Origin of the sequence: Shewanella inventionis (assembly GCF_014641855.1) — a bacterium.
Classification (GTDB): Bacteria; Pseudomonadota; Gammaproteobacteria; order Enterobacterales; family Shewanellaceae; genus Shewanella; species Shewanella inventionis.
In genome coordinates this window covers 53,330-73,565 of record NZ_BMII01000007.1, presented here as the reverse complement: position 1 = coordinate 73,565, position 20,236 = coordinate 53,330, and the positions used below count along the sequence as shown (strand labels likewise).

Here is a 20,236-nt window from a genome sequence, read left to right as displayed (position 1 = left end):
TTGAGTATCATCTTCAGCTTTGCTTTGAGTATCATCTTCAGCTTTGCTTTGAGTATCATCTTCAGCTTTGCTTTGAGTATCATCTTCAGCTTTGCTTTGAGTATCATCTTCAGCTTTGCTTTGAGTATCATCTTCAGCTTTGCTTTGAGTATCGTCTTCAAATTCATCTTTTTTTACATATGCATCAAAAACCTCTCGATATAAAGGGTGAAATTTTCCACTTTCGTAGAGGTTTTTTATGAAATGACGGACTTTAATGATTTCCATCCGACCTCCTCAAATAACTCATCAAGCACAGGGACTATTTCATTGATGGCTTCAACATGACTTAAAGCTGAATAATCACCTAATGGCACTTCTCCAGCTTGCCAATGACCCATTTGGAAATTGATTAACTCAGGGCAAATGTTTTTCTTTAATAAGTGGGATTTTAACCAATGTCGTCCAGCATTAGCAGGCAGTTGTAATTCATTTTTACAATAGTTTACAAGCTCTGAAGGTGATAAGTTTGTCGCTACTACACTATTGCCTTGTCTATTTAAAAAAAAGAAAGGACCTTGTTCTTTACGTGAATTTCGGATGACTTTGTACCATTGTGTTGCCTGAGTATGATTAAAGCTCAACACGTGTTGCTGAACGTCAACTATGTTGTCAATCGTACTGCACATCTTTGGCAGTAACACGCGCAACAATGAACGTAAACACCCTAAGTGACGTTTATATTCGTTCAATTGAGATACTAAAATATTGGGCACTGCGACAATACGAGAATGACTAAAGTCAGAATCGTCTTTGTCACTTATCCCCATTAAATTTAATGACGGTAAAAATAAGGCAAATGTTGGTAACGGATTCCAAGCCGCTCTATAGCCCGTTCCAAATAGCAACATCCAAGCTGTATAAGCGGTAAATGCATTATGATATTCAATCATATCTAGCAATCGATGTTGAAAACCAGGTATAGACGCCGACACTCGCTTTGTTAACGAGTTAATTAAGGTTGCTATGGCATCATTTGTCGGTGTGAATGATGACCCCAAGAAGGGATTTGTTTGATCAAAATGTCGAAGCTCAAATAATGAAACCGGTAGTGGTTTGCCCGTGAACAGCTGAATATCTTGTTCAACATTTTGCCATAATTTAGAGAGTTGCTCGGTTCTAAAATGATCCCTGACATTCGCGTAACTTCTCGCAACACGAGTCGTGTACATATGCACTGCATAGCTATAGTCGATAAAAATAGGATCAATAACATCAGTTGAATTAAGATAATAACTAACAAAGTTAACCAATCGTCGGACACTTACGCGGCCTGAAGCATGTCGATCGGATAGCTTTTTTAGCTTTCGCACGACTGTACTCGTAATTATTTTTGAATCTTTTTCATTAAGGATGGGGCCGGTTAACTGAGCTCCCCTATTTGAAACTATGAGCTTTTGTAAAAACTCTGGGCATGGCGTAAAAACCTCCTCTTTAACTTCTCTTAGCCCTTCGTTATCCAGCTTAGCTTTTGCTGAATGGCTTACATAGAAGAACCACCACCCTTGCCCAAGTTCATCAATATACAAACCCTGCTGTTTTCTAGATAAATCTGTAAATACGACTAAGCTTTGTATTTCTTCTACAGATTTACTCAATAGCAACATTAGCCATATTACTATCGTCATTTCGCGGTTGGCTGGTCGATGCCCCATCAGGATTAATTTTTCAATGAGGAAGTTAAGCTCTTCAGGCATTAATAATTGTGTATTTTGTATGCCCATATTATGAGAGCGACGAACACTTGCGGTGACATCTATAGCAGTTCTATTTTGTACGTGCTTATTGAAAGGAATAGCTGTGTCGAGTAGTTCTGTTTTATCACGTTTAGTATCTACGTCACGGTTATTAATGACAAATGTCTGAGCAGCATACTGGTCATCATCATTTAAACCTTCACTATTAGGTATTAAAGGTTCGTCAGGGAGCAATGCAAATATGTCATCATGGGCGCCGACAATCGGGATCGCAATGGGATCTGCATAACGTTTAGGTACTCTATCAATTGCAGGTCTTCTTCGAGTGATATGTTTTGCAGGTTTCCAATCATTGGAAAAGAAATGACAAAGTGTTCGAAGATAATTTTTATGTGGTAGATATGGCCATGTTTCTTTACTAGTAAGATATTGATCTAATTGGTGGGCAATGGCCGCTGGTGAATCACCTGTTGTATTGGGAATTGTCTCGCGTACAAAATTCAGTTCAGCAACATTGGTTCTCATGAAAAGCCTGAAATTAGAACAGGCATCTTCTTCCCTAGTTGAAGATTCCCTGGCTAAGTCTTTGTCTCTGAGGGTATCTAACACTGAGTAATAGTGCTTGATGAATGTAGCAAATAATTCGCATGATTTTATCGTCAGGTTGTACTCATAAGATTTAAGCAATACAACATAAAAGGGATATTCACTGCACCACCCTTTTTGATACTTGGTCCGATGATATTCATTGCTGATATAACGGTCCTCGATATCAAAACTATACTTGTGTAATGCATCAAAAATATAGGTTGCTAAATTTAACTCTTTCATTATCGATTGTGCTGAGTGAAAGGATATATTTCTAACACGGGCGATCAATCTAATAACTTGTTTAAGCCCTCCTAGTGATTCAGGGGCAAAAATACGATCAACAAAATCATCTAAATCTTCACTGACCTCATCTTTACCAATGTGCGGCTTTTTGAGTTCGCAATATCGACATATATGCTCTATTAAATGTTGCTTGATACTTGTCATTTTAATCTGACCGTTTTAGTGCTGACATGTAACCACTCACACAATTGTGTTTTGGTTTTTATCATTGGAAACAGCGACTGCCATTGTGGGGAGTTAAAAACTGATGGTTGTTCATCAGTGACAAACCATGCAGATAAAGATTGAGTGATTGAATCTCCTGTGACATTAACAAACTGTTTTAATAACGGCCTAACAATATCATTGAGCATTAATAAATGGAGTGTGTCTTTATTAGGGCGCCGAGGTAACACAATACAAGGTACTAGAGCTTTGGCATCACCAGCATATATTTTACATAGCTTTTGATAGGTCAATAATCCAGAAATTAAACGATAATAACCAGCCTCAGTTTTACTTGCTAACAAGGGTGCTTGATATGAGTCGAGCAATATTGATGCGGGGGATTCGACGCTATCATCTGAACTTGGTTTTAGAGTGCTAAGAAGGTTAAACGATTCACAGAAGGTTTTAAGCGAACGCTCAAGTTGAATTTGATTAAATGCAACCATCTCGAGTTTAACGTCGACTAGCAACTTATCTAAACTCTTATTGAAATGCTCAGCATGTACGTTCATCACTCCCCCTAAACGACAAAATAGTGGTCAATTTCGACATTTTCATATTGTGCCTAAATCGTGCCCACTTCAAGCAAAAATATTGCGAATATTCGCTTAAATTATCGAAAATGAGATACTGATTACGATACTAAAACCTGATAAATAAAGGGATACAGCTGAAATGTAGAGTTTGGAGAGATTTACTAAAATTAAATATAACACGTCTTGACATGGTAGGGGTCGGTGGTTCGAGTCCACTCGGGTGTACCACTCTTCTGACAGAGTATAATTAGTCAAATTCATACAATACACCCGTAGCTCAGCTGGTAAAAAAGAGTAGCACTACCTACTGATTTGAAAAGCTGTGGTAGGTGTCGGTATTCTCGATGTAGAAAGCAATCCACTCGGGTGTACCATTTCTCTATAGATATATGATGTGAAGAATAACTGGCCAACTAAAGTTGGTTTTTTATGCCTATAATTCACTGATGTCTAAAATTAAAAGAGTAAAGCAGCGCACTACCCTCACTTTGTTAACGGCGGCGGTAGGGGTCGGTATTCTCGATGTAGAAAACAGTCCACTCGGGTGTACCATTCTTGTATTTAATACAATACCTTAACTAAATTTCAATTCTTTAACTCTGTGCCTGAAGAAACTTTTTTGCCCCTAAATCCTGAGTTTTTCAAATATATTTAAATACCCCCTCTCCCTGTTAACCGCTTAGTGATGCGTTAATCACGCAATCAAAATTTGTTACTTTAACCTCAAAAAATTGTGTTTTTATGATTTTGTGCCAATTTCGTGCCAAACAAGTTGGCACCACTACCTAGATTGCTTGAAATTTAAGCGCCCATGCATTCACCCTGGTTAATTTACTTCATATTATTTATTCTTCTTCATTTTCACTGTTTTCATCATCCTTGCTGTCGTTTACTCTCGAATCACAGTAATACAAGAGCAAGGTAAAAAATATAAAGCCTAGGGTCAAACTATATTTAATCATCACAACTCTCCTCATATTTTCAATTAGTTAAGCGATAGGCAATCCTATACGAATACTTAATCAATTTATCAGCTAAGACTTTTCATATACTAAAAATTAACGTTACGTTAGCCATGACTAACGAACTTTCTTTGTACCTGATGTCCCATTGCTAATAGTTTTGGAGTTTTTTCTTGTGTATTGATAAAGTCCGTTTTATTGGTCCAACCATAACCTTGTGTATTTATAATTGACTGAGCCGTTGGCCCGCCTAAGGTATTGCCAGGGCCTAGTACGATGACTTTGTCTGGAGCAAACTCTTTTATGCCAACCTCTATTGCTTTAGTGAAATCATAAGGCGCTAATACCTGATGCCCTAGGGTGTATTCATGTAATTTATTAGTATCTGTGCTGTATTGTGTCCAAATACGTCCTTCGCCATCGATCATCGGGATTTTGGGTTGCTGAAATAACTCGGCAGTTAATGCAGCCTTACCTCGCGCTGAAATATCCGCCATTAAAGGAGAATGAAATGCACCGTGGTTATATAGGCGCATTGGGTATCTATCGTCAATGTTTGGGAATAACGATTCAGCGCGTTTAAGTCCGGCTTCGTTACCCGCTAATACTCGATAACCGCCAAGGTAAATTGATGTATAAAGATGACACCCCTCCTCATTGTTAATTTGCTCCATCAGGTTATCGATAAGCTGAGTTTTTGCGCAGTCTAGCCGCCATTGCTCGTCCATTTCAGGATAGATAAGCTGCCCGCCAATTAAGCCATTGACCATCATAAAGCCCATAGTATTAATGACTTGAATAGCGCCATCGAGATCTAAAGCCCCCGCCAACGCTAAGGCGATATACCACCCCATCGAATTACCTGTTACAGCAACAATGTCAAATTGTTCGCGGTCAATGTCGATAAAGTCACTCATTGAACACGCATAAATTAGCGCGGAGGCATTTTCGCCGGAAGTATGCTGTTTGAATGAGTATTTTGTTTCACTATCAAGTTCAGCTATGCTCATTTGGTTTTGCTTACGTCGATAAGCATCGATATGTGCAATAAAGTCCTGTTTATCAGCATGATTTCGCTGTAAATAACCAAGTTCGTCTTTGTTATAGCAACCTCGGCCTGGGGCAACCACCAGTATTCTTTGTTTAGGTTTTTGACCATTTATTTGATTTGGGTTCATGCAGGTATCTCCTGCTGTTGCACCAGACTGTTATCTAGGGCTTGATTAGCTGATTGATCAACAGGATTGTTTTTAACTAAGGCTAAAGCCGCGTCAACTATGGTATCTCGCATGGGTAACGGCAGGGTTGCAGCATCAGCTAGCGGAATATAACAATCCTCGGCGGTTATTCTTGCCACTTCAGGGCATAACGAACCAAGTTGTTCATGCAGGCTGGTTATAATCGCTTCGCTCACCGAACCACTTCGACGGCACTCATCCACGATTAATATATGACGGCAATGGCGGGCTTTTTCGGCTATAGCGGTTTCATTGAGTGGCGCGAGGTAACGTAGGTCGATAACCGTGACGGCAATACCCTGCTCGGCCAATATTTTTTCTGCTTGGCGACTTAAATAATACCCATTGCCATAACTAATAATGCAGAGGTCTTTACCCTCGCCAAACAGTCCTAATTCACCATAGACAAGTGGCAAAGCTTTGGCTTGTGGCACATATTGCCCAGCCCATAAATTATCACCTACCTCGTGTAAATCACGGGTCATGTAAAGGGCTATAGGCTCAAGAAATACTACGACACGTTGCTCTTCCTGAGCTAAACGCACACATTCGCGGAGCATAGCCATCGCGTCTTCACCATTAGATGGACATGCCAAAATAAGCCCCGGAATATCCCGAAATACGGTAAATGAATTGTCATTATGAAAATGACCACCGAAGCCTTTTTGATAACCAAGTCCAGCGATGCGAATGACCATGGGATTAGTGAATTGACCATTAGAGAAAAACGATAACGTTGCAGCTTCACCGCGAATTTGATCTTCTGCATTATGTACGTATGCCAGAAATTGGATCTCTGGGATCGGCAAAATACCGTTGTGTGCCATGCCGATTGCCAAGCCTAAAATAGCGGTTTCATCTAGCAAGGTGTTGATCACACGATTAGGACCAAAGCGTTCAACTAAGCGAGAAGTAACATGATATACCCCACCTTTTTTACCCACATCTTCACCGCAGACCACAATATTGTCGTTACGACCCATCAGCTCAGTTAAGGTGAGATTAATGAGTTTACCCATGTGCACTGGCTTATCTAACGATAGTTTATCGGCGCTCATTAATTGATTGAACGCATCTTCAGTGAATGGCTTTGATTCGGCTAACGTTGATTTCACTATTTTGGGAGGAATAATACTGGCCATGACTTGTGCGGCCGATTGCAATTTTGGCCTGTTGACCACTTGCATAGCAATCGCACTTATCCTTGCTTTAAGCTCTTGATATAATTCAATCACTTGATCTGAGGTTAACAGTTTGGCTTTAATTATTTGTTGCGCCGTAACCAGTAAAGGATCCTGGGCTTCATTTTGTAAAATATAGTCTTTACTTAAATAGGCTATTTCGGCGTCACTGCCTGCATGGCCCATTAACCGCACTGTGCGCACATGTAAAAACACTGGTTTTTTATGTTTACGGACATAGTCTGCCGCAAGCTTACTGACTCGATAGGTATCCAATACATCACGGCCGTCGCAATGAAAATATTTAAGCCCTGCACGCTGGCTAAAATTGGCTGTTATCCAGCCTTTGGGAGTACGAGTTGAAATACCAATACCGTTGTCTTCGCACACAAACATTATTGGCAACGGAATTTGCTGGTACGCTGTCCAACATGCAGCATTGATTGCGGTTTGAGCACTGGCATGATTCGATGATGCATCACCAAAATTACACACGACGATACTGTCTGCGGGCATATTAGCGGCAACCGATAATCGCGAGGTAAGTGGAATACTAAATGCAGCACCAATAGCCTTTGGTAAATGCGATGCAATAGTTGAAGTTTGCGGAGGAATAAATAAGCGTTTACTGCCCAGCACTTTATGACGCCCACCAGAAATGGGATCGTCGCTTGAGGCTGAAAAAGACAGCAACATGTCCCAAAGCTGGGTTTCACCAGCAACTCGCCTGCCACGCTCTATCATGAAAGCGGCGCTGCGATAATGCAGAAACGCCATATCTGTAGGCCGCGTTGCTAATGCATAGGCCGCATTACCTTCGTGTCCTGAGCTACCAATAGTATAAAAACCTTGATTACGAGCACGCATGCGGCGCGACTCTAAATCCAGTAAACGACTTTTAAGTTGTGATTCAAATAACCCAAGAAAATCAGCATCACTTAACTCCAAGTTGGCGTGATCCCAGCCTTCGCCTATATCTTCAAAATCTTCAGCTAATACGCGCTCAATAAACTGCTGCTCTAATGCTATTGCCCTATCTTCCATAGCTGTAATCCTACATAATTTGCTGTATCACACATTGGCTCAACCACAGCTAATTCAAGTTATTACTTGGGCTGAATTAACAATTTTAGCTCGCAAAAATTCACCCTATGAGAAAACCCAAAGGGCATTGCAACTTTGAATTTGGCTAAGTCTTACTTGATTTGATTTTTTAGTGACTCTAGTTCTGATACTTAGCGTGATGCTTAAAATAGAACTGCTATTTAATTGACCTCTTCATACGTTGACCTGTGCATATGTTGGTCTTATGTACATGTTGGCCTGACACATAGATTGAAGCCTTTGCGGCTCACTGACTGACGAATATGAGATACGCGTCAGTCATTACCCATTTGAAACTAAGTTAATATTCAGATCACAATCTACTTAGCATAGCCTCGGGTTAGCCAAAGGCTTGAATGCCCGTTTGCGCACGACCTAAAATCAGCGCATGAATATCATGAGTGCCTTCGTAGGTATTGACGGCTTCTAGGTTCATGACATGGCGGATAACATGAAACTCATCGCTAATGCCATTGCCACCGTGCATATCACGAGCCATGCGGGCTATGTCTAACGCCTTACCACAGGAATTACGCTTGATCATCGAAATAGCTTCAACGGGCAAGGTATCGTTATCCATCAACCGACCCACTTGTAAGCAAGCAAATAACCCCATGGTGATATCTGTTTGCATATCAGCAAGCTTTTTTTGGATAAGCTGAGTTGCCGCTAATGGGCGATTAAATTGAATTCTATCTAGGCTGTATTGACGCGCCGCGTGCCAACAAAACTCTGCTGCACCCAATGCACCCCAAGCGATACCGTATCTGGCTTTATTAAGGCAACCAAAAGGCCCTTTTAAGCCAGACACATTAGGCAGCAATGCATCTTCACCCACTTCAACGTTATCCATCACTATCTCACCAGTGATAGAAGCACGCAGGGAAAATTTACCTTCAATTTTTGGGGCACTTAATCCTTTCATGCCTTTTTCTAGTATGAATCCTCGGATCTCGCCGTCTAGTTTGGCCCACACCACAAACACATCAGCAATAGGTGAGTTGGTGATCCACATTTTAGCGCCAGTTAGGACATAACCCCCTTGGGTTTTAGTCGCTCGCGTTTTCATGCCACCAGGGTCTGAGCCAACATCTGGCTCTGTTAATCCAAAGCATCCAACCCATTCACCACTGGCTAATTTTGGCAAATATTTCATCCGCTGTGCTTCGCTGCCATAGGCATAAATCGGATGCATCACTAAAGATGACTGCACGCTCATGGCTGAACGGTATCCACTGTCGACGCGTTCGATTTCACGGGCAACTAATCCATAACTCACATAATTAGCGTCTGAGCCGCCGTATTGCTCCGGCAACGTTGAACCTAATAAACCAAGTGCACCAAGTTCATTCATGATCTCGCGATCAAAATGTTCTTTTCGATTCGCCATTAATACTCGAGTCATTAATTTTTCTTGTGCGAATTCATGAGTCATATCTCGGATCATGCGTTCTTCGCCAGTTAACAAACTATCGAACTGCAATGGATCTTTCCAATCAAATATTACACGAGACATGGGTTCCCCTTATTTTTATTGTTTTATCTACAAAGACAGTGTTTAACTTCTCTAATTGTTTAACTACTGTAACTATTGCATTAATGGACTGGCATCAATATCAAATTCAAATCCATCAATATTAGCCTGGCTTATTAGGTGTCTAATGTATTGTGCTATTGCTTTACGTTTTACTTTTTCATTTAAATAAGTCGTGATACGTTGCTTAACTAAATCATAAGGTAATTGATTACCGGCAATTTTCATGTCAATAAATACCACATGGTATCCATAACGTGATTCTACTGCATGAGTCATTAACCCTTCACTTGCAGCAAAAACTTGTCGTTCAAATTCTGCAACGGTTTGACCTTTACTCAATTGCCCCAATACACCTCCATGCTTCGAAGAGTCGCATTTAGAATGTGCTGAAGCTAAAACGCTGAAGCTTTCACCCTGTTTTAGTTGCTTAATAATCTCGTCAGCTAATGCTTTAGCCTCTAATCTTGCATTGATATCTTCTACTGGAGCAGGCAATAAAATGTGTCTTGCGGCCACTAATGGTGATGTCGTAAATTTTGATAAATTGGCTTGGTAATACTGTTGGCACTCTGCCGATGTGGCTTGTGGTATTTTAATATCTTGATTAATAAGTTGCTCTAAAACGGCATCTTGGTAAGTTTTTTCATCTGCAAATGTTGTTGCATCAATGTTATTGGTCAAATTGAGTTCGTCTGCACGTTGTAATAGCAATTTACCAATAATTAAACTTTGAGCAGCACTTACCATAGCGGCTCTATGATTGTCTGCTGGATGGTATTGCATTTCATTCAATACGGCTTGTTCAGAGATAGACTCTTGATTAACGCTTATCATAAGGTACCCTCAATGGAGATGAAAAATGCCCTGAGCTAAGCCCAGGGCATCACTATCATTAACGTTTCACACGAACAACTTGGTAGTTTCTGCTTAAGTATTGAACTGGAACACTGGCAATGTGAACTAGACGACTAAACGGAAATAATACAAACAAACTCATACCAAGAAATATATGCAGTTTGAAGATAATATTCACATCGGCAATCGATGCTGTCGCTTCAGAAATATCAAATGTCACCACATTTTGAGCCCAGCTCATCAGCAATAACATTTCTGAACCATCAAGATGCCCCAATGACACTATGATAGTTATTAATCCGAGTACAAGCTGGACATAGAGCACCATCAAAATGGCAATGTCCATGTTACTGCTTGTTGCTTTTATTCTCGGGTTGTTTAAGCGACGTTTGATTAAAATGGTTAATCCATATAAACAAATTAAACCAAATATTCCACCAGCCGTTATCGCGATTAATTGTTTGTCACTGGCTTCAATGCCAAACAAGTGCCATACCTCCGCTGGAGTAAGCAAACCAACAAAGTGACCAAGTAAAATCGCGATAATTCCAATATGAAAAGCTCGACTTCCTCTTTTAAGGTCTTTACTTTCAAGTAGCTGGCTTGAACCTGTTTTCCACGTATACTGCTCTCTATCGTAACGTACGATAGAGCCTACAATAAAAATAGCGAAGGCAATATAAGGGTAAATGCCAAAAAACAGCGTGTTTAAATAACTCATGGTTTACTCCTAACTGGCACGTTTATCAAAACCAGTCCAGGTGACTGGCACAAACTGATCTTTGCGTTGACTTTCACTCGGACGATTAACAGAGCTTGGGCAGTTTTCTGCATCAGGGGCACCAAAGGTAACCGCTTCTTCTTCCCATTCTTTATCAATCGCCTGCTTAGTATCATCACGCTTTTCATTAACGAGTTGGGCTCGAATTGGAGCCAAGTCGACCTGGTTTTGCGCTATATGAAGTAACGCATCAAGCAACACCGCGTAATCACTCTGACGTTTCTCTAGGCGACAAAATAGAAGTGCAAGAATATGCTCTACTTCTTGTATTCCCGCCCTAGCATTTTCATCACCTTGGCTTGATAAAAACTCAAGAAATAGTGGGATATAATCCGGCAATTCTTTTTTATCGAGTTCTAATCCTGCTTGTTTGTATTGGCTAACCAAATCAACCATCGCTTGACCACGATCCCGGCTTTCGCCGTGCAAGTGTTCAAATAACCACAAACCAAGAGCACGACCACGCTCAAATAGGCCATCATACTCTGCTTGCCAGTCCATTAAATCACCTGCAAAACGGTGTTCAATAAAGCCGACTACAGCTGCTTGATGTTGCTCATTCAATGGACTATTTTGTACCACTTCAATGAGTTCATCACACGCATCAATCATCTCCTGCTTGGGGTAATCCAGCAGATGAGATATCACACTCAATACTTGCATGTTTTACTCCTTATTTGATCTCAACAGGGATAATCTGGCGAACAGTTTGCTTTTTGTTACCAAACAAATTCACGCTATTTCCACCGTCACTACAACCGTTACCAAAGCTAAATCCACAGCCGCTCTTCATGTCATAAGCATTGGCAGCATAGGCTTTATGGCTAGTTGGAATGACGAAGCGATCCTCGTAATTTGCAATCGCCATATAGCGATACATTTCTTCAACTTGGTTTACCGTTAAACCAACTTGCTTAAGCACGGCTAAATCTTCAACACCCTCAACTTGCTGAGCACGTTTAAAGGCGCGCATTGCAATCATTCTTTCAAGCGCATGAATAACAGGGCGTTCGTCACCCGCTGTTAATAAGTTAGCCAAATAGCGCATTGGAATTCGCTGAGATTTCAAATCAGGAATAACACCATTCATGCCAATATGACCTGCTTTTACGGCAGTTTGTATTGGTGATAGAGGCGGCACATACCACACCATTGGTAAAGTGCGATATTCAGGGTGTAATGGTAGTGCCACTTTCCAGTCAACAGCCATTTTGTATACTGGTGACTGACGAGCTGACTCTAACCAACTATCAGGGATCCCTTCCGCTCTAGCAGCTGCAATAACTTCTGGGTCACTTGGGTCAAGGAACATACTTAATTGAGCGGGATACAAGTCATGCTCATTAGGTACGCTTGCGACTTCTTCGACTCTGTCAGCATCATATAAAAGCACGCCTAGATAGCGAATTCGGCCCACACAGGTTTCTGCACATACTGTTGGTTGCCCAGCTTCGATACGTGGGAAACAGAAAATACATTTCTCTGATTTACCTGATTTCCAGTTGTAATAGATCTTTTTGTATGGACAACCCGATACACACATACGCCAGCCACGACACTTGTCTTGGTCAATCAGCACAATGCCATCTTCTTCACGCTTATAGATAGCGCCCGATGGACAACTCGCAACACAAGCAGGGTTGATGCAATGTTCGCATAAGCGTGGCAAATACATCATGAATGTTTTTTCAAACTGGCCATAGATGTCTTTTTGCACAACTTCATCAAAGTTTTTATCTTTTTTACGCTCAGAGAACTCTGTACCAAGAATTTCTTCCCAGTTTGGCCCCCAGTTAATTTTCTCCATACGTTGACCGGTAATCAACGAACGAGGACGAGCCACTGGCTGATGCTTGCTATCTGGTGCATTGTGTAAATGTTGATAATCAAAATCGAATGGTTCGTAATAATCATCAATTTCAGGTAAATCTGGATTAGCAAAAATATTAGCTAATAATCTACGGCGATTACCTTGACGAGGCTCTAAAGAGCCATTTTTATTGCGCTTCCATCCACCATTATATTTATCTTGGTTTTCCCATTCTTTTGGATAACCAATACCCGGTTTGGTTTCTACGTTATTGAACCAGGCATATTCCACACCCTCGCGGCTAGTCCAAACGTTTTTACAAGTAATAGAGCAAGTGTGGCAGCCGATACATTTATCTAGGTTTAACACCATGCCAATTTGAGCACGTACTTTCATATTTTTATCCTCGACTTACTCTACGTCTAACCAGTCAACATTGTCCATTTTACGAACAATCACGAACTCATCTCGGTTACAACCTACGGTACCGTAATAGTTAAAACCGTATGATTGCTGTGCATAACCACCGATCATATGGGTTGGTTTCATCACAGCTCGAGTGACTGAGTTATGGATACCACCACGAGTTCTTGTTGTTTCAGCACCTGGGGTGTTAACAATTCGCTCTTGAGCGTGATACATCATGCTCATCCCTTGTGGTACACGTTGTGATACAACCGCACGACACGCTATTGCACCGTTTACGTTAAAGACTTCAATCCAATCGTTATCTTTAATGCCTGCATCTTTGGCGTCGATTTCGCTTAACCACACAATCGGACCACCACGACTTAACGTAAGCATGAGTAGGTTGTCTGAATAGGTTGAATGAATACCCCATTTTTGATGCGGAGTGATCCAGTTCAACACCAACTCTTTATTACCATTTGGTTTTTTGCCTATAATAGGTTGAGTCGTTTTTAAGTTAACAGGTGGTTTGTAACTCACTAATGTCTCGCCAAAATCGCGCATCCATTGATGATCTTGATAGAACTGTTGGCGACCCGTTACTGTGCGCCAAGGTATAAACTCATGAACGTTTGTATAGCCAGCGTTGTAAGACACATGCTCGTCTTCTAACCCAGACCAAGTTGGCGAGCTAATAATTTTACGTGGTTGCGCTTGGATATCCCGGAAGCGAATTTTCTCTTCTTCTTTAGGTTTGGCTAAGTGGCTATGGTCAAGACCTGTAAACTCACTTAATGCAGCCCACGCTTTAACCGCTACTTGACCATTTGTTTCTGGTGCCAAGCTCAAGATGACTTCGGCAGCATCAATAGACGATTCAATTTTTGGTCTACCTTTTTGAGGGCCTTCAGTAGTGTGCAGATAGTTGAGCTCACCAAGGAATGCCACTTCTTTTTCGGTATTCCAGTTAATGCCTTTACCTCCATTACCTTGGCTTTCCAATAAAGGACCAAGAGAGGTAAATCGGTTATAGGTATTAGGATAATCACGCTCTACAACCATAAAGTTTGGCGCTGTTTTACCCGGAATAAGGTCACATTCACCTTTCCACCACATTTTAACGCCATCTGGTTGAGCTAATTCAGCAGGTGTATCGTGCATTAAAGGCACTGAAACAAGGTCTTGCTCCACACCTAAATGCCCTACACAAAGGTTAGAGAATGTTTTAGCGATACCTTTAAAAATGTCCCAATCTGAACGAGATTCCCAAACAGGATCAACCGCCTTAGATAATGGGTGAATAAATGGATGCATATCTGATGTATTCATATCGTCTTTTTCATACCAAGTCGCGGTAGGTAAAACGATGTCTGAATACAAGCAAGTTGTAGACATACGGAAATCCAATGTCACCCATAAATCTACTTTGCCTTCAGGTGCTTTATCATGCCAAATCACATCTTCTGGTTTTTTATCACCACTTTCGCCTAAGTCTTTACCTTGTAGGCCATGCTTAGTACCAAGGAGGTGGCGCAACATGTATTCATGGCCTTTACCTGAAGATCCCAGTAGGTTTGAACGCCAAATAAACATGTTGTGTGGGTAGTTTTTAGGATTATCAGGATCTAAACTCGCAAATTGCATTTCACCTGAAGTTAACTGCTGCACAGTATAATCTTTAGGTGACATACCCGCTTTAACCGCTTCTTTACATAAATCAAGTGGGTTTTTATTAAATTGTGGCGCTGAAGGCAACCACCCCATGCGTTCAGCACGTGTGTTGTAGTCAAGTACTGATGCTGTCCACTTAGTCTTATCTGCCAGAGGCGACAACACTTCGGTCATTTCGAGTTTTTCATAACGCCATTGATCAGAATGGTTATAGAAAAACGAAGTTCCGTTCATTTGACGTGGTGGTTTTTGCCAATCTGAACCGAAAGCTAATGGTACCCAACCGCACTGAGGGCGTAACTTTTCTTGGCCAACATAATGCGCCCAACCGCCACCTGATTGACCAACACAGCCACACATCATGAGCATGTTGATTAAACCACGGTAGTTCATATCCATGTTGTACCAATGGTTTAAGCCGGCACCCACAATAACCATGCTGCGGCCTTTGGTTTTATGTGCATTATCTGCAAACTCACGGGCAACTTGAATGACATTTTCAGGATCAACGCCGGTGATTTGTTGCTGCCAACCAGGTGTATAAGGCACATTATCTAAATAAGATTTAGCAGTATTTTCGTCGCCAAGACCATTATCAACACCGTAGTGCGCAATCATTAAATCAAATACGCTGGCAACTAAAACGCTGGTGCCATCTTTAAGCGTAACGTTCTTAACAGGGACTTTGCGAACTTGGATTTCATCATGTTCAGTGTGTTGAAAGTAGCCTAAATCATGAGCTTTGCTGCCAAAATAAGGAAACTGTACATCGGCTACGCTGTCAGCTTGTTGCTTTAAGCTCAATGCAAACTTATGTTTTTCTCCTGTTTTGCCGTTACGTTGCTCAATGTTCCATTTGCCCTTCTCACCCCATCGGTAACCAATTGAACCCGTTGGAGAAATAAGTTCTCCAGTGTTTTCATCTATTGCAATGGTTTTCCATTCAGGGTTGTTATCTTGGCCAAGATTGTCTGCTAAATCAGATGCACGTAAAAAGGCACCTTGGACTAAACCAGTGTCATTTTTATCTAACTTAACCAACATTGGCATATCGGTATAAGTGCGCACATAGTCAGCAAAATATTCACTCGGTTTTTCAATGTGAAATTCTTTTAAAATGACATGGCCAAAAGCCATCGCGAGTGCAGCGTCGGTTCCCTGCTTTGGTGATAACCAAATGTCAGACAATTTAGAACATTCAGAATAATCTGATGTGATAACGACAGTTTTAGTGCCTTTGTAACGCACTTCAGTAAAGAAGTGGGCGTCAGGTGTACGAGTTTGAGGTACGTTTGACCCCCAAGCAATAATGTAGTTTGAGTTATACCAGTCTGCCGATTCTGGTACGTCTGTTTGTTCGCCCCATACTTGAGGAGATGACGGTGGTAAATCACAATACCAGTCATAGAAACTTAAACAGTTACCACCGATTAGCGATAGATAACGAGAACCTGCGGCGTAACTCACCATACTCATGGCCGGAATAGGAGAAAATCCCATAATACGGTCTGGACCATATTCTTTAGCCGTATAAATATTTGATGCTGCAATAATTTCGTTTACTTCATCCCATTCAGAACGAATAAAACCGCCTAAACCGCGCTTCGTTTTATAGCTTTTAGCCTTAATTGGGTCATTAACAATTGAAGCCCATGCATCAACAGGATCGCTAAATTGAGTTTTAGCTTCACGCCAAAGTTTTAATAAGGCTTGACGTACTTTAGGGTATTTTAAGCGATTGGCACTATAGATGTACCAAGAGTAACTTGCACCACGTGGACAACCTCTAGGCTCGTGGTTTGGTAAATCTGGGCGAGTTCTTGGATAGTCAGTTTGTTGTGTTTCCCATGTGACTAACCCATCTTTAACATATATTTTCCAGCTACACGAACCTGTACAGTTTACACCGTGTGTTGAACGTACAATTTTATCATGTTGCCAACGACGACGATATCCATCTTCCCACTCGCGACTTTCATCAGTAGTCACGCCATGTTCATTGGAAAACGATTGCTTATTTGTCTTAAAGAAGCGCATTTTATTTAAGAAATGGCTCATGTTTACATCTCCTCACCTACTCGGTAGTTGGCCTGTTACTCTTTTTTCTTATGCCAAAACAAGTTTGTATTATGCTCAGCGATAATCTGTAATATATGATTACAAAGCAGACTTTAATTTGACTCAGATCACGTCAAAATCAGTAATAAAAGTGATGCAGAACAAGAAAATACCCTCTTGTGAGTATATTCTGGATAGTGTTTTTTTGCGGCAATACAGGCTTGTGTAACCGAATGTGGCTATTGATATGTCACATTATTGAGTAATCAATTCTTTGTGGGTAATTAGATGAAAAAACGTTTTATGGGTTCAGTGATGCTTTACATCACCCTGTCGTTAACCAGCATTATCGCTATTGCAATAATGACGATGTTTGCGTCTTATTGGATAACAGAACAAGCCGACATTGATGCATATGCTATCAATATTGGTGGTTCACTCAGGATGCAAACATACCAGATAGGATTTTATACCAATGCAGGGCTAACAGAAGAAACTAAACAAACAGTATCCTTATTTGAAGCAAAATTAGATTCACCAATCTTCAACAAGTTAAGACAATCACCGGATGTGATAACTGTATTACAAGATTTATCAGTATTTTGGTATCAAAAAGTCAAACCTAATCTTGTTGCCAATAATCCTCAGTTAACACAACTTCTCGCTACTCAGGTAGAAAAAGCTAACCAGATCGTGAGCCTTTTGCAAAAAAACGCCGAACATAGAATTGTTTTATTGAGAACAATACAACTTGTTGCCGTATTTATTACCCTAATATTAGGTGTGTTAATTATATATTTGATGAAATTATGGGTACAAATACCAATGGCACAACTCACCAAGGCAGCACATGCAATAGGTAAAGGAGATTTTACGCAGAGAGTACAAATAAAAGGAGACGACGAATTAGCCTTGCTTGCTGCTACATTAAACCATACTTGCGATGCAATAGCGGCAATGTATGGACAGCTTGAAAAAAGAGTCATTGAACAAACACAAGAACTAAAAAGAAATAATAAAGCGTTGATGTTTTTGTTCACCACGGTAAGGACAATGTTAGAAAAACAAGAGCATAAAATTGACTATCAAAAACTACTCGATGAACTAGCCGATTTAATTAACGTTGATAATATTGAACTGTGTTTGATGACTGCCCAAGGGGATAATCCCTATTTACAGGTTCAAAACCATCAATTAACCAGTCACTTATGCACGACAAAAAACTGTAATAAATGCCATGGAGATGCAGTATTTATAAATATTTCAGAACCTCAAAATACTCTGTACCCTCTAGTCTACAATGATATAAACTATGGGGTGTTAGTCGTAACAAACGATTTAACCATGAGCCCGCATAGTTGGCAAAATCAGTTAATTCAATCTGTGGCAGATCAAGTCGCTCTATCTCTTAATCTAGCGGACCAACACAATAAAGAAAGACGTATAGCCCTTCTGCAAGAGCGTACTGTGATTGCCAGAGAATTGCATGATTCGTTAGCTCAAGCCCTTTCGTATTTAAAGATTCAAGTTACGCGTTTAGATTTTAGTCAAAAAAGACTGCAATACGAGCAACAGCAACCGATTATTGACGAGCTACGATTAGGGTTAGACTCCGCCTATCGACAATTACGAGAACTGCTCACGACATTCAGATTAAAAGTACTTGATGAGGGCTTACACCCTGCGTTGAACAAAACATTGGAATTACTGACAGAGCAAAGTGAAATGCAATTCTATTTACATTTTGCTATTCAGCAAGTTCCTTTGTCACCCATGGAAGAAATTCATTTATTGCAAATTGCACGAGAAGCATGTCAAAACACTGTTCATCATAGTCAGGGGAAACACGTTTGGATAGACATAAAACAATCAGAAAATAACAAGATAGTATTGACGGTTAGCGATGATGGTATTGGTATCACTCAGTCTGCCAAACTTAATCATTATGGCATGGCTATTATGCAAGAGCGATCAAAACAATTAAACGGTGAACTGAAAATAAGAGACCGTTTAGGTGGCGGTACAGAAGTGGAGCTAACATTTATGCCACAAAGTACGTTATCGCAAACCAGCGTAAAAGCTAATAATAATGATGCGGAATAAATAGCATCTTTGAATTATAGGATTTGATATAGAGTAGATCTGATTTACATTTGTACTTAAGTTACAGTTAATGATGTATTACTCATTAAATATCATCATTAACTGTACACAGTAACGTAATTCAGCATTTGATTGTTAATTAACTTATGTAAAACCAACCGATTGCAAAAAATTAAACGTATAATTAGTAGATATTTTTATTTATTTTTGTTGGTGCAACATCCACACGGCAGCTTCAACACGAGAGCGCATTCCTAATTTTTTTAATAAATGTTTTACATGTACTTTAACAGTGCCATCGGTAATATCGAGATCTCGAGCAATTAATTTATTCGTCAAGCCTTTTGCAATAAGCTTTAATATTTCAAATTCTCTACTAGTCAGTGAATTTAACATCAACGCTTTTTGTGATACATCTGGCTTACGGATAGCTTTAGCTAATATAGCGGCCAATTTTTCAGATATAACCATCTTGCCTGTCACTGCTTGTTTAATTTTTTCTAGGATTAACACAGGATCCATATCTTTAAGTAAGTAACCATCTGCGCCAAAACTGATCGCTTGAATAACATCTTCATCATTGTCAGAAACAGTTAACATAATAATACGTGAGGTTACCCCTTCTGAACGCATAATACGTAACGTTTCGAGTCCATCAAGTCCGTGCATATTCAAGTCTAAAATAATTAAATCAGGATCTAATTCCTTCGCCAATTCAATGCCTTTAGTACCGTTATCGGCTTCCCCCACAACTTCTAAATCGTCTTCTAAGGCAATGAGTTGTATCAGGCCCTTTCGTAAAAGTGGATGATCATCAATCAAAATAATCGTCGCGATATCCTTGTTCATTTTGTAGCCCTTAAATGCATAAAAATAAAACCCAGGTCATATTAAGTAACATACCCGAAACAAAAATTGATTTACATCATGAACTGATCAGAATGTTTTCACGGCGGTATGAAGCTTAAATACTTAGCTGGAGTAAAATCAACTAACAATAAAAACTATAATTAACAGTAGATTAATGCAAACGCATACCTACTGGTAGGTACACCAATCTGTAATTTAACCTATAAAATTACCCACGAATGTGCATTGTCTATAAGACGGTCTGTCACCATAGTGATGCTAAATTTAACCCAATGGATGAGTATC

13 protein-coding genes and 1 tRNA gene are annotated in these 20,236 nt (G+C 40.3%); 2 read left to right on the top strand and 12 right to left on the bottom strand.

Going from position 1 to position 20,236, the window contains the following annotated elements; genetic code table 11:
- The 3 genes from IEW93_RS05510 to IEW93_RS05500 all read right to left on the bottom strand — a co-directional run.
- The coding region (locus IEW93_RS05510; protein ID WP_229706619.1) for a hypothetical protein at positions 1 to 267 on the bottom strand (267 nt) is incomplete at its 3' end.
- Positions 237 to 2,567, bottom strand: a complete 2,331-nt coding sequence (locus IEW93_RS05505) for a hypothetical protein (protein ID WP_229706617.1) — start codon at positions 2,565 to 2,567, stop codon at positions 237 to 239. The genes IEW93_RS05510 and IEW93_RS05505, both read right to left, overlap by 31 nt.
- A 203-nt stretch (positions 2,568 to 2,770) precedes the next feature.
- Positions 2,771 to 3,349, bottom strand: a complete 579-nt coding sequence (locus tag IEW93_RS05500) for a hypothetical protein (protein ID WP_188737763.1) — start codon at positions 3,347 to 3,349, stop codon at positions 2,771 to 2,773.
- A gap of 290 nt (positions 3,350 to 3,639) precedes the next feature.
- On the opposite strand from IEW93_RS05500, the gene IEW93_RS05495 reads away from it, so the two are divergent.
- Positions 3,640 to 3,747: transfer RNA gene (locus IEW93_RS05495), tRNA-OTHER, on the top strand.
- Between the two features lie 695 nt (positions 3,748 to 4,442).
- Here the strand turns inward: IEW93_RS05495 and IEW93_RS05490 are convergent.
- From IEW93_RS05490 to IEW93_RS05455, 8 genes are all read right to left on the bottom strand, one after another.
- Positions 4,443 to 5,513: an ACP S-malonyltransferase gene (locus IEW93_RS05490; protein ID WP_188737761.1), complete on the bottom strand. Its 1,071-nt coding sequence runs from the start codon at positions 5,511 to 5,513 to the stop codon at positions 4,443 to 4,445.
- Positions 5,510 to 7,798, bottom strand: a complete 2,289-nt coding sequence (locus tag IEW93_RS05485; RefSeq protein ID WP_188737759.1) for a dehydrogenase E1 component subunit alpha/beta — start codon at positions 7,796 to 7,798, stop codon at positions 5,510 to 5,512. Before IEW93_RS05485 ends, IEW93_RS05490 begins: the two co-directional genes overlap by 4 nt.
- A gap of 400 nt (positions 7,799 to 8,198) precedes the next feature.
- Positions 8,199 to 9,374, bottom strand: coding sequence for an acyl-CoA dehydrogenase (locus tag IEW93_RS05480; protein ID WP_188737757.1), 1,176 nt, complete (start codon positions 9,372 to 9,374; stop codon positions 8,199 to 8,201).
- Positions 9,375 to 9,446: 72 nt separating this feature from the next.
- Entirely contained in the window at positions 9,447 to 10,229 is a 783-nt protein-coding gene (locus IEW93_RS05475) for a peptidylprolyl isomerase (RefSeq protein WP_188737755.1), read from the bottom strand.
- A gap of 58 nt (positions 10,230 to 10,287) precedes the next feature.
- Complete coding sequence (narI, locus tag IEW93_RS05470) at positions 10,288 to 10,971, bottom strand: respiratory nitrate reductase subunit gamma (protein WP_167680241.1); 684 nt, start codon at positions 10,969 to 10,971, stop codon at positions 10,288 to 10,290.
- A gap of 9 nt (positions 10,972 to 10,980) precedes the next feature.
- The gene (gene narJ / locus IEW93_RS05465) at positions 10,981 to 11,694 is read right to left on the bottom strand and encodes a nitrate reductase molybdenum cofactor assembly chaperone (protein ID WP_167680242.1); all 714 of its coding nucleotides are present in this window, start codon (positions 11,692 to 11,694) and stop codon (positions 10,981 to 10,983) included.
- A 10-nt stretch (positions 11,695 to 11,704) separates the two neighbouring features.
- Positions 11,705 to 13,237 carry a nitrate reductase subunit beta gene (narH, locus tag IEW93_RS05460; protein ID WP_167680243.1) on the bottom strand — a complete coding sequence of 511 codons (1,533 nt, stop codon included), beginning with the start codon at positions 13,235 to 13,237 and terminating at the stop codon, positions 11,705 to 11,707.
- Positions 13,238 to 13,252: 15 nt separating this feature from the next.
- Positions 13,253 to 16,978: a nitrate reductase subunit alpha gene (locus tag IEW93_RS05455; protein ID WP_188737753.1), complete on the bottom strand. Its 3,726-nt coding sequence runs from the start codon at positions 16,976 to 16,978 to the stop codon at positions 13,253 to 13,255.
- Between the two features lie 288 nt (positions 16,979 to 17,266).
- Between IEW93_RS05455 and IEW93_RS05450 the strand changes: the two genes are divergently transcribed.
- Entirely contained in the window at positions 17,267 to 19,081 is a 1,815-nt protein-coding gene (locus tag IEW93_RS05450) for an ATP-binding protein (RefSeq protein ID WP_188737751.1), read from the top strand.
- A 201-nt stretch (positions 19,082 to 19,282) separates the two neighbouring features.
- Here the strand turns inward: IEW93_RS05450 and narL are convergent, their stop codons facing one another.
- Complete coding sequence (narL, locus tag IEW93_RS05445; protein WP_188737749.1) at positions 19,283 to 19,930, bottom strand: two-component system response regulator NarL; 648 nt, start codon at positions 19,928 to 19,930, stop codon at positions 19,283 to 19,285.
- Positions 19,931 to 20,236 lie beyond the last annotated feature (306 nt).

Excerpts from the sequence above, each read along its gene's own strand:
- IEW93_RS05505 (WP_229706617.1), bottom strand. The coding sequence starts at position 2,567 with ATGAAAGAGTTAAATTTAGCAACCTATATTTTTGATGCATTACACAAG.
- IEW93_RS05450 (WP_188737751.1), top strand. The coding sequence starts at position 17,267 with ATGAAAAAACGTTTTATGGGTTCAGTGATGCTTTACATCACCCTGTCG.
- IEW93_RS05500 (WP_188737763.1), bottom strand. The coding sequence starts at position 3,349 with ATGAACGTACATGCTGAGCATTTCAATAAGAGTTTAGATAAGTTGCTA.
- IEW93_RS05475 (WP_188737755.1), bottom strand. The coding sequence starts at position 10,229 with ATGATAAGCGTTAATCAAGAGTCTATCTCTGAACAAGCCGTATTGAAT.
- narH (WP_167680243.1), bottom strand. The coding sequence starts at position 13,237 with ATGAAAGTACGTGCTCAAATTGGCATGGTGTTAAACCTAGATAAATGT.
- IEW93_RS05455 (WP_188737753.1), bottom strand. The coding sequence starts at position 16,978 with ATGAGCCATTTCTTAAATAAAATGCGCTTCTTTAAGACAAATAAGCAA.
- IEW93_RS05485 (WP_188737759.1), bottom strand. The coding sequence starts at position 7,798 with ATGGAAGATAGGGCAATAGCATTAGAGCAGCAGTTTATTGAGCGCGTA.
- narJ (WP_167680242.1), bottom strand. The coding sequence starts at position 11,694 with ATGCAAGTATTGAGTGTGATATCTCATCTGCTGGATTACCCCAAGCAG.
- IEW93_RS05490 (WP_188737761.1), bottom strand. The coding sequence starts at position 5,513 with ATGAACCCAAATCAAATAAATGGTCAAAAACCTAAACAAAGAATACTG.
- narL (WP_188737749.1), bottom strand. The coding sequence starts at position 19,930 with ATGAACAAGGATATCGCGACGATTATTTTGATTGATGATCATCCACTT.
- narI (WP_167680241.1), bottom strand. The coding sequence starts at position 10,971 with ATGAGTTATTTAAACACGCTGTTTTTTGGCATTTACCCTTATATTGCC.
- IEW93_RS05480 (WP_188737757.1), bottom strand. The coding sequence starts at position 9,374 with ATGTCTCGTGTAATATTTGATTGGAAAGATCCATTGCAGTTCGATAGT.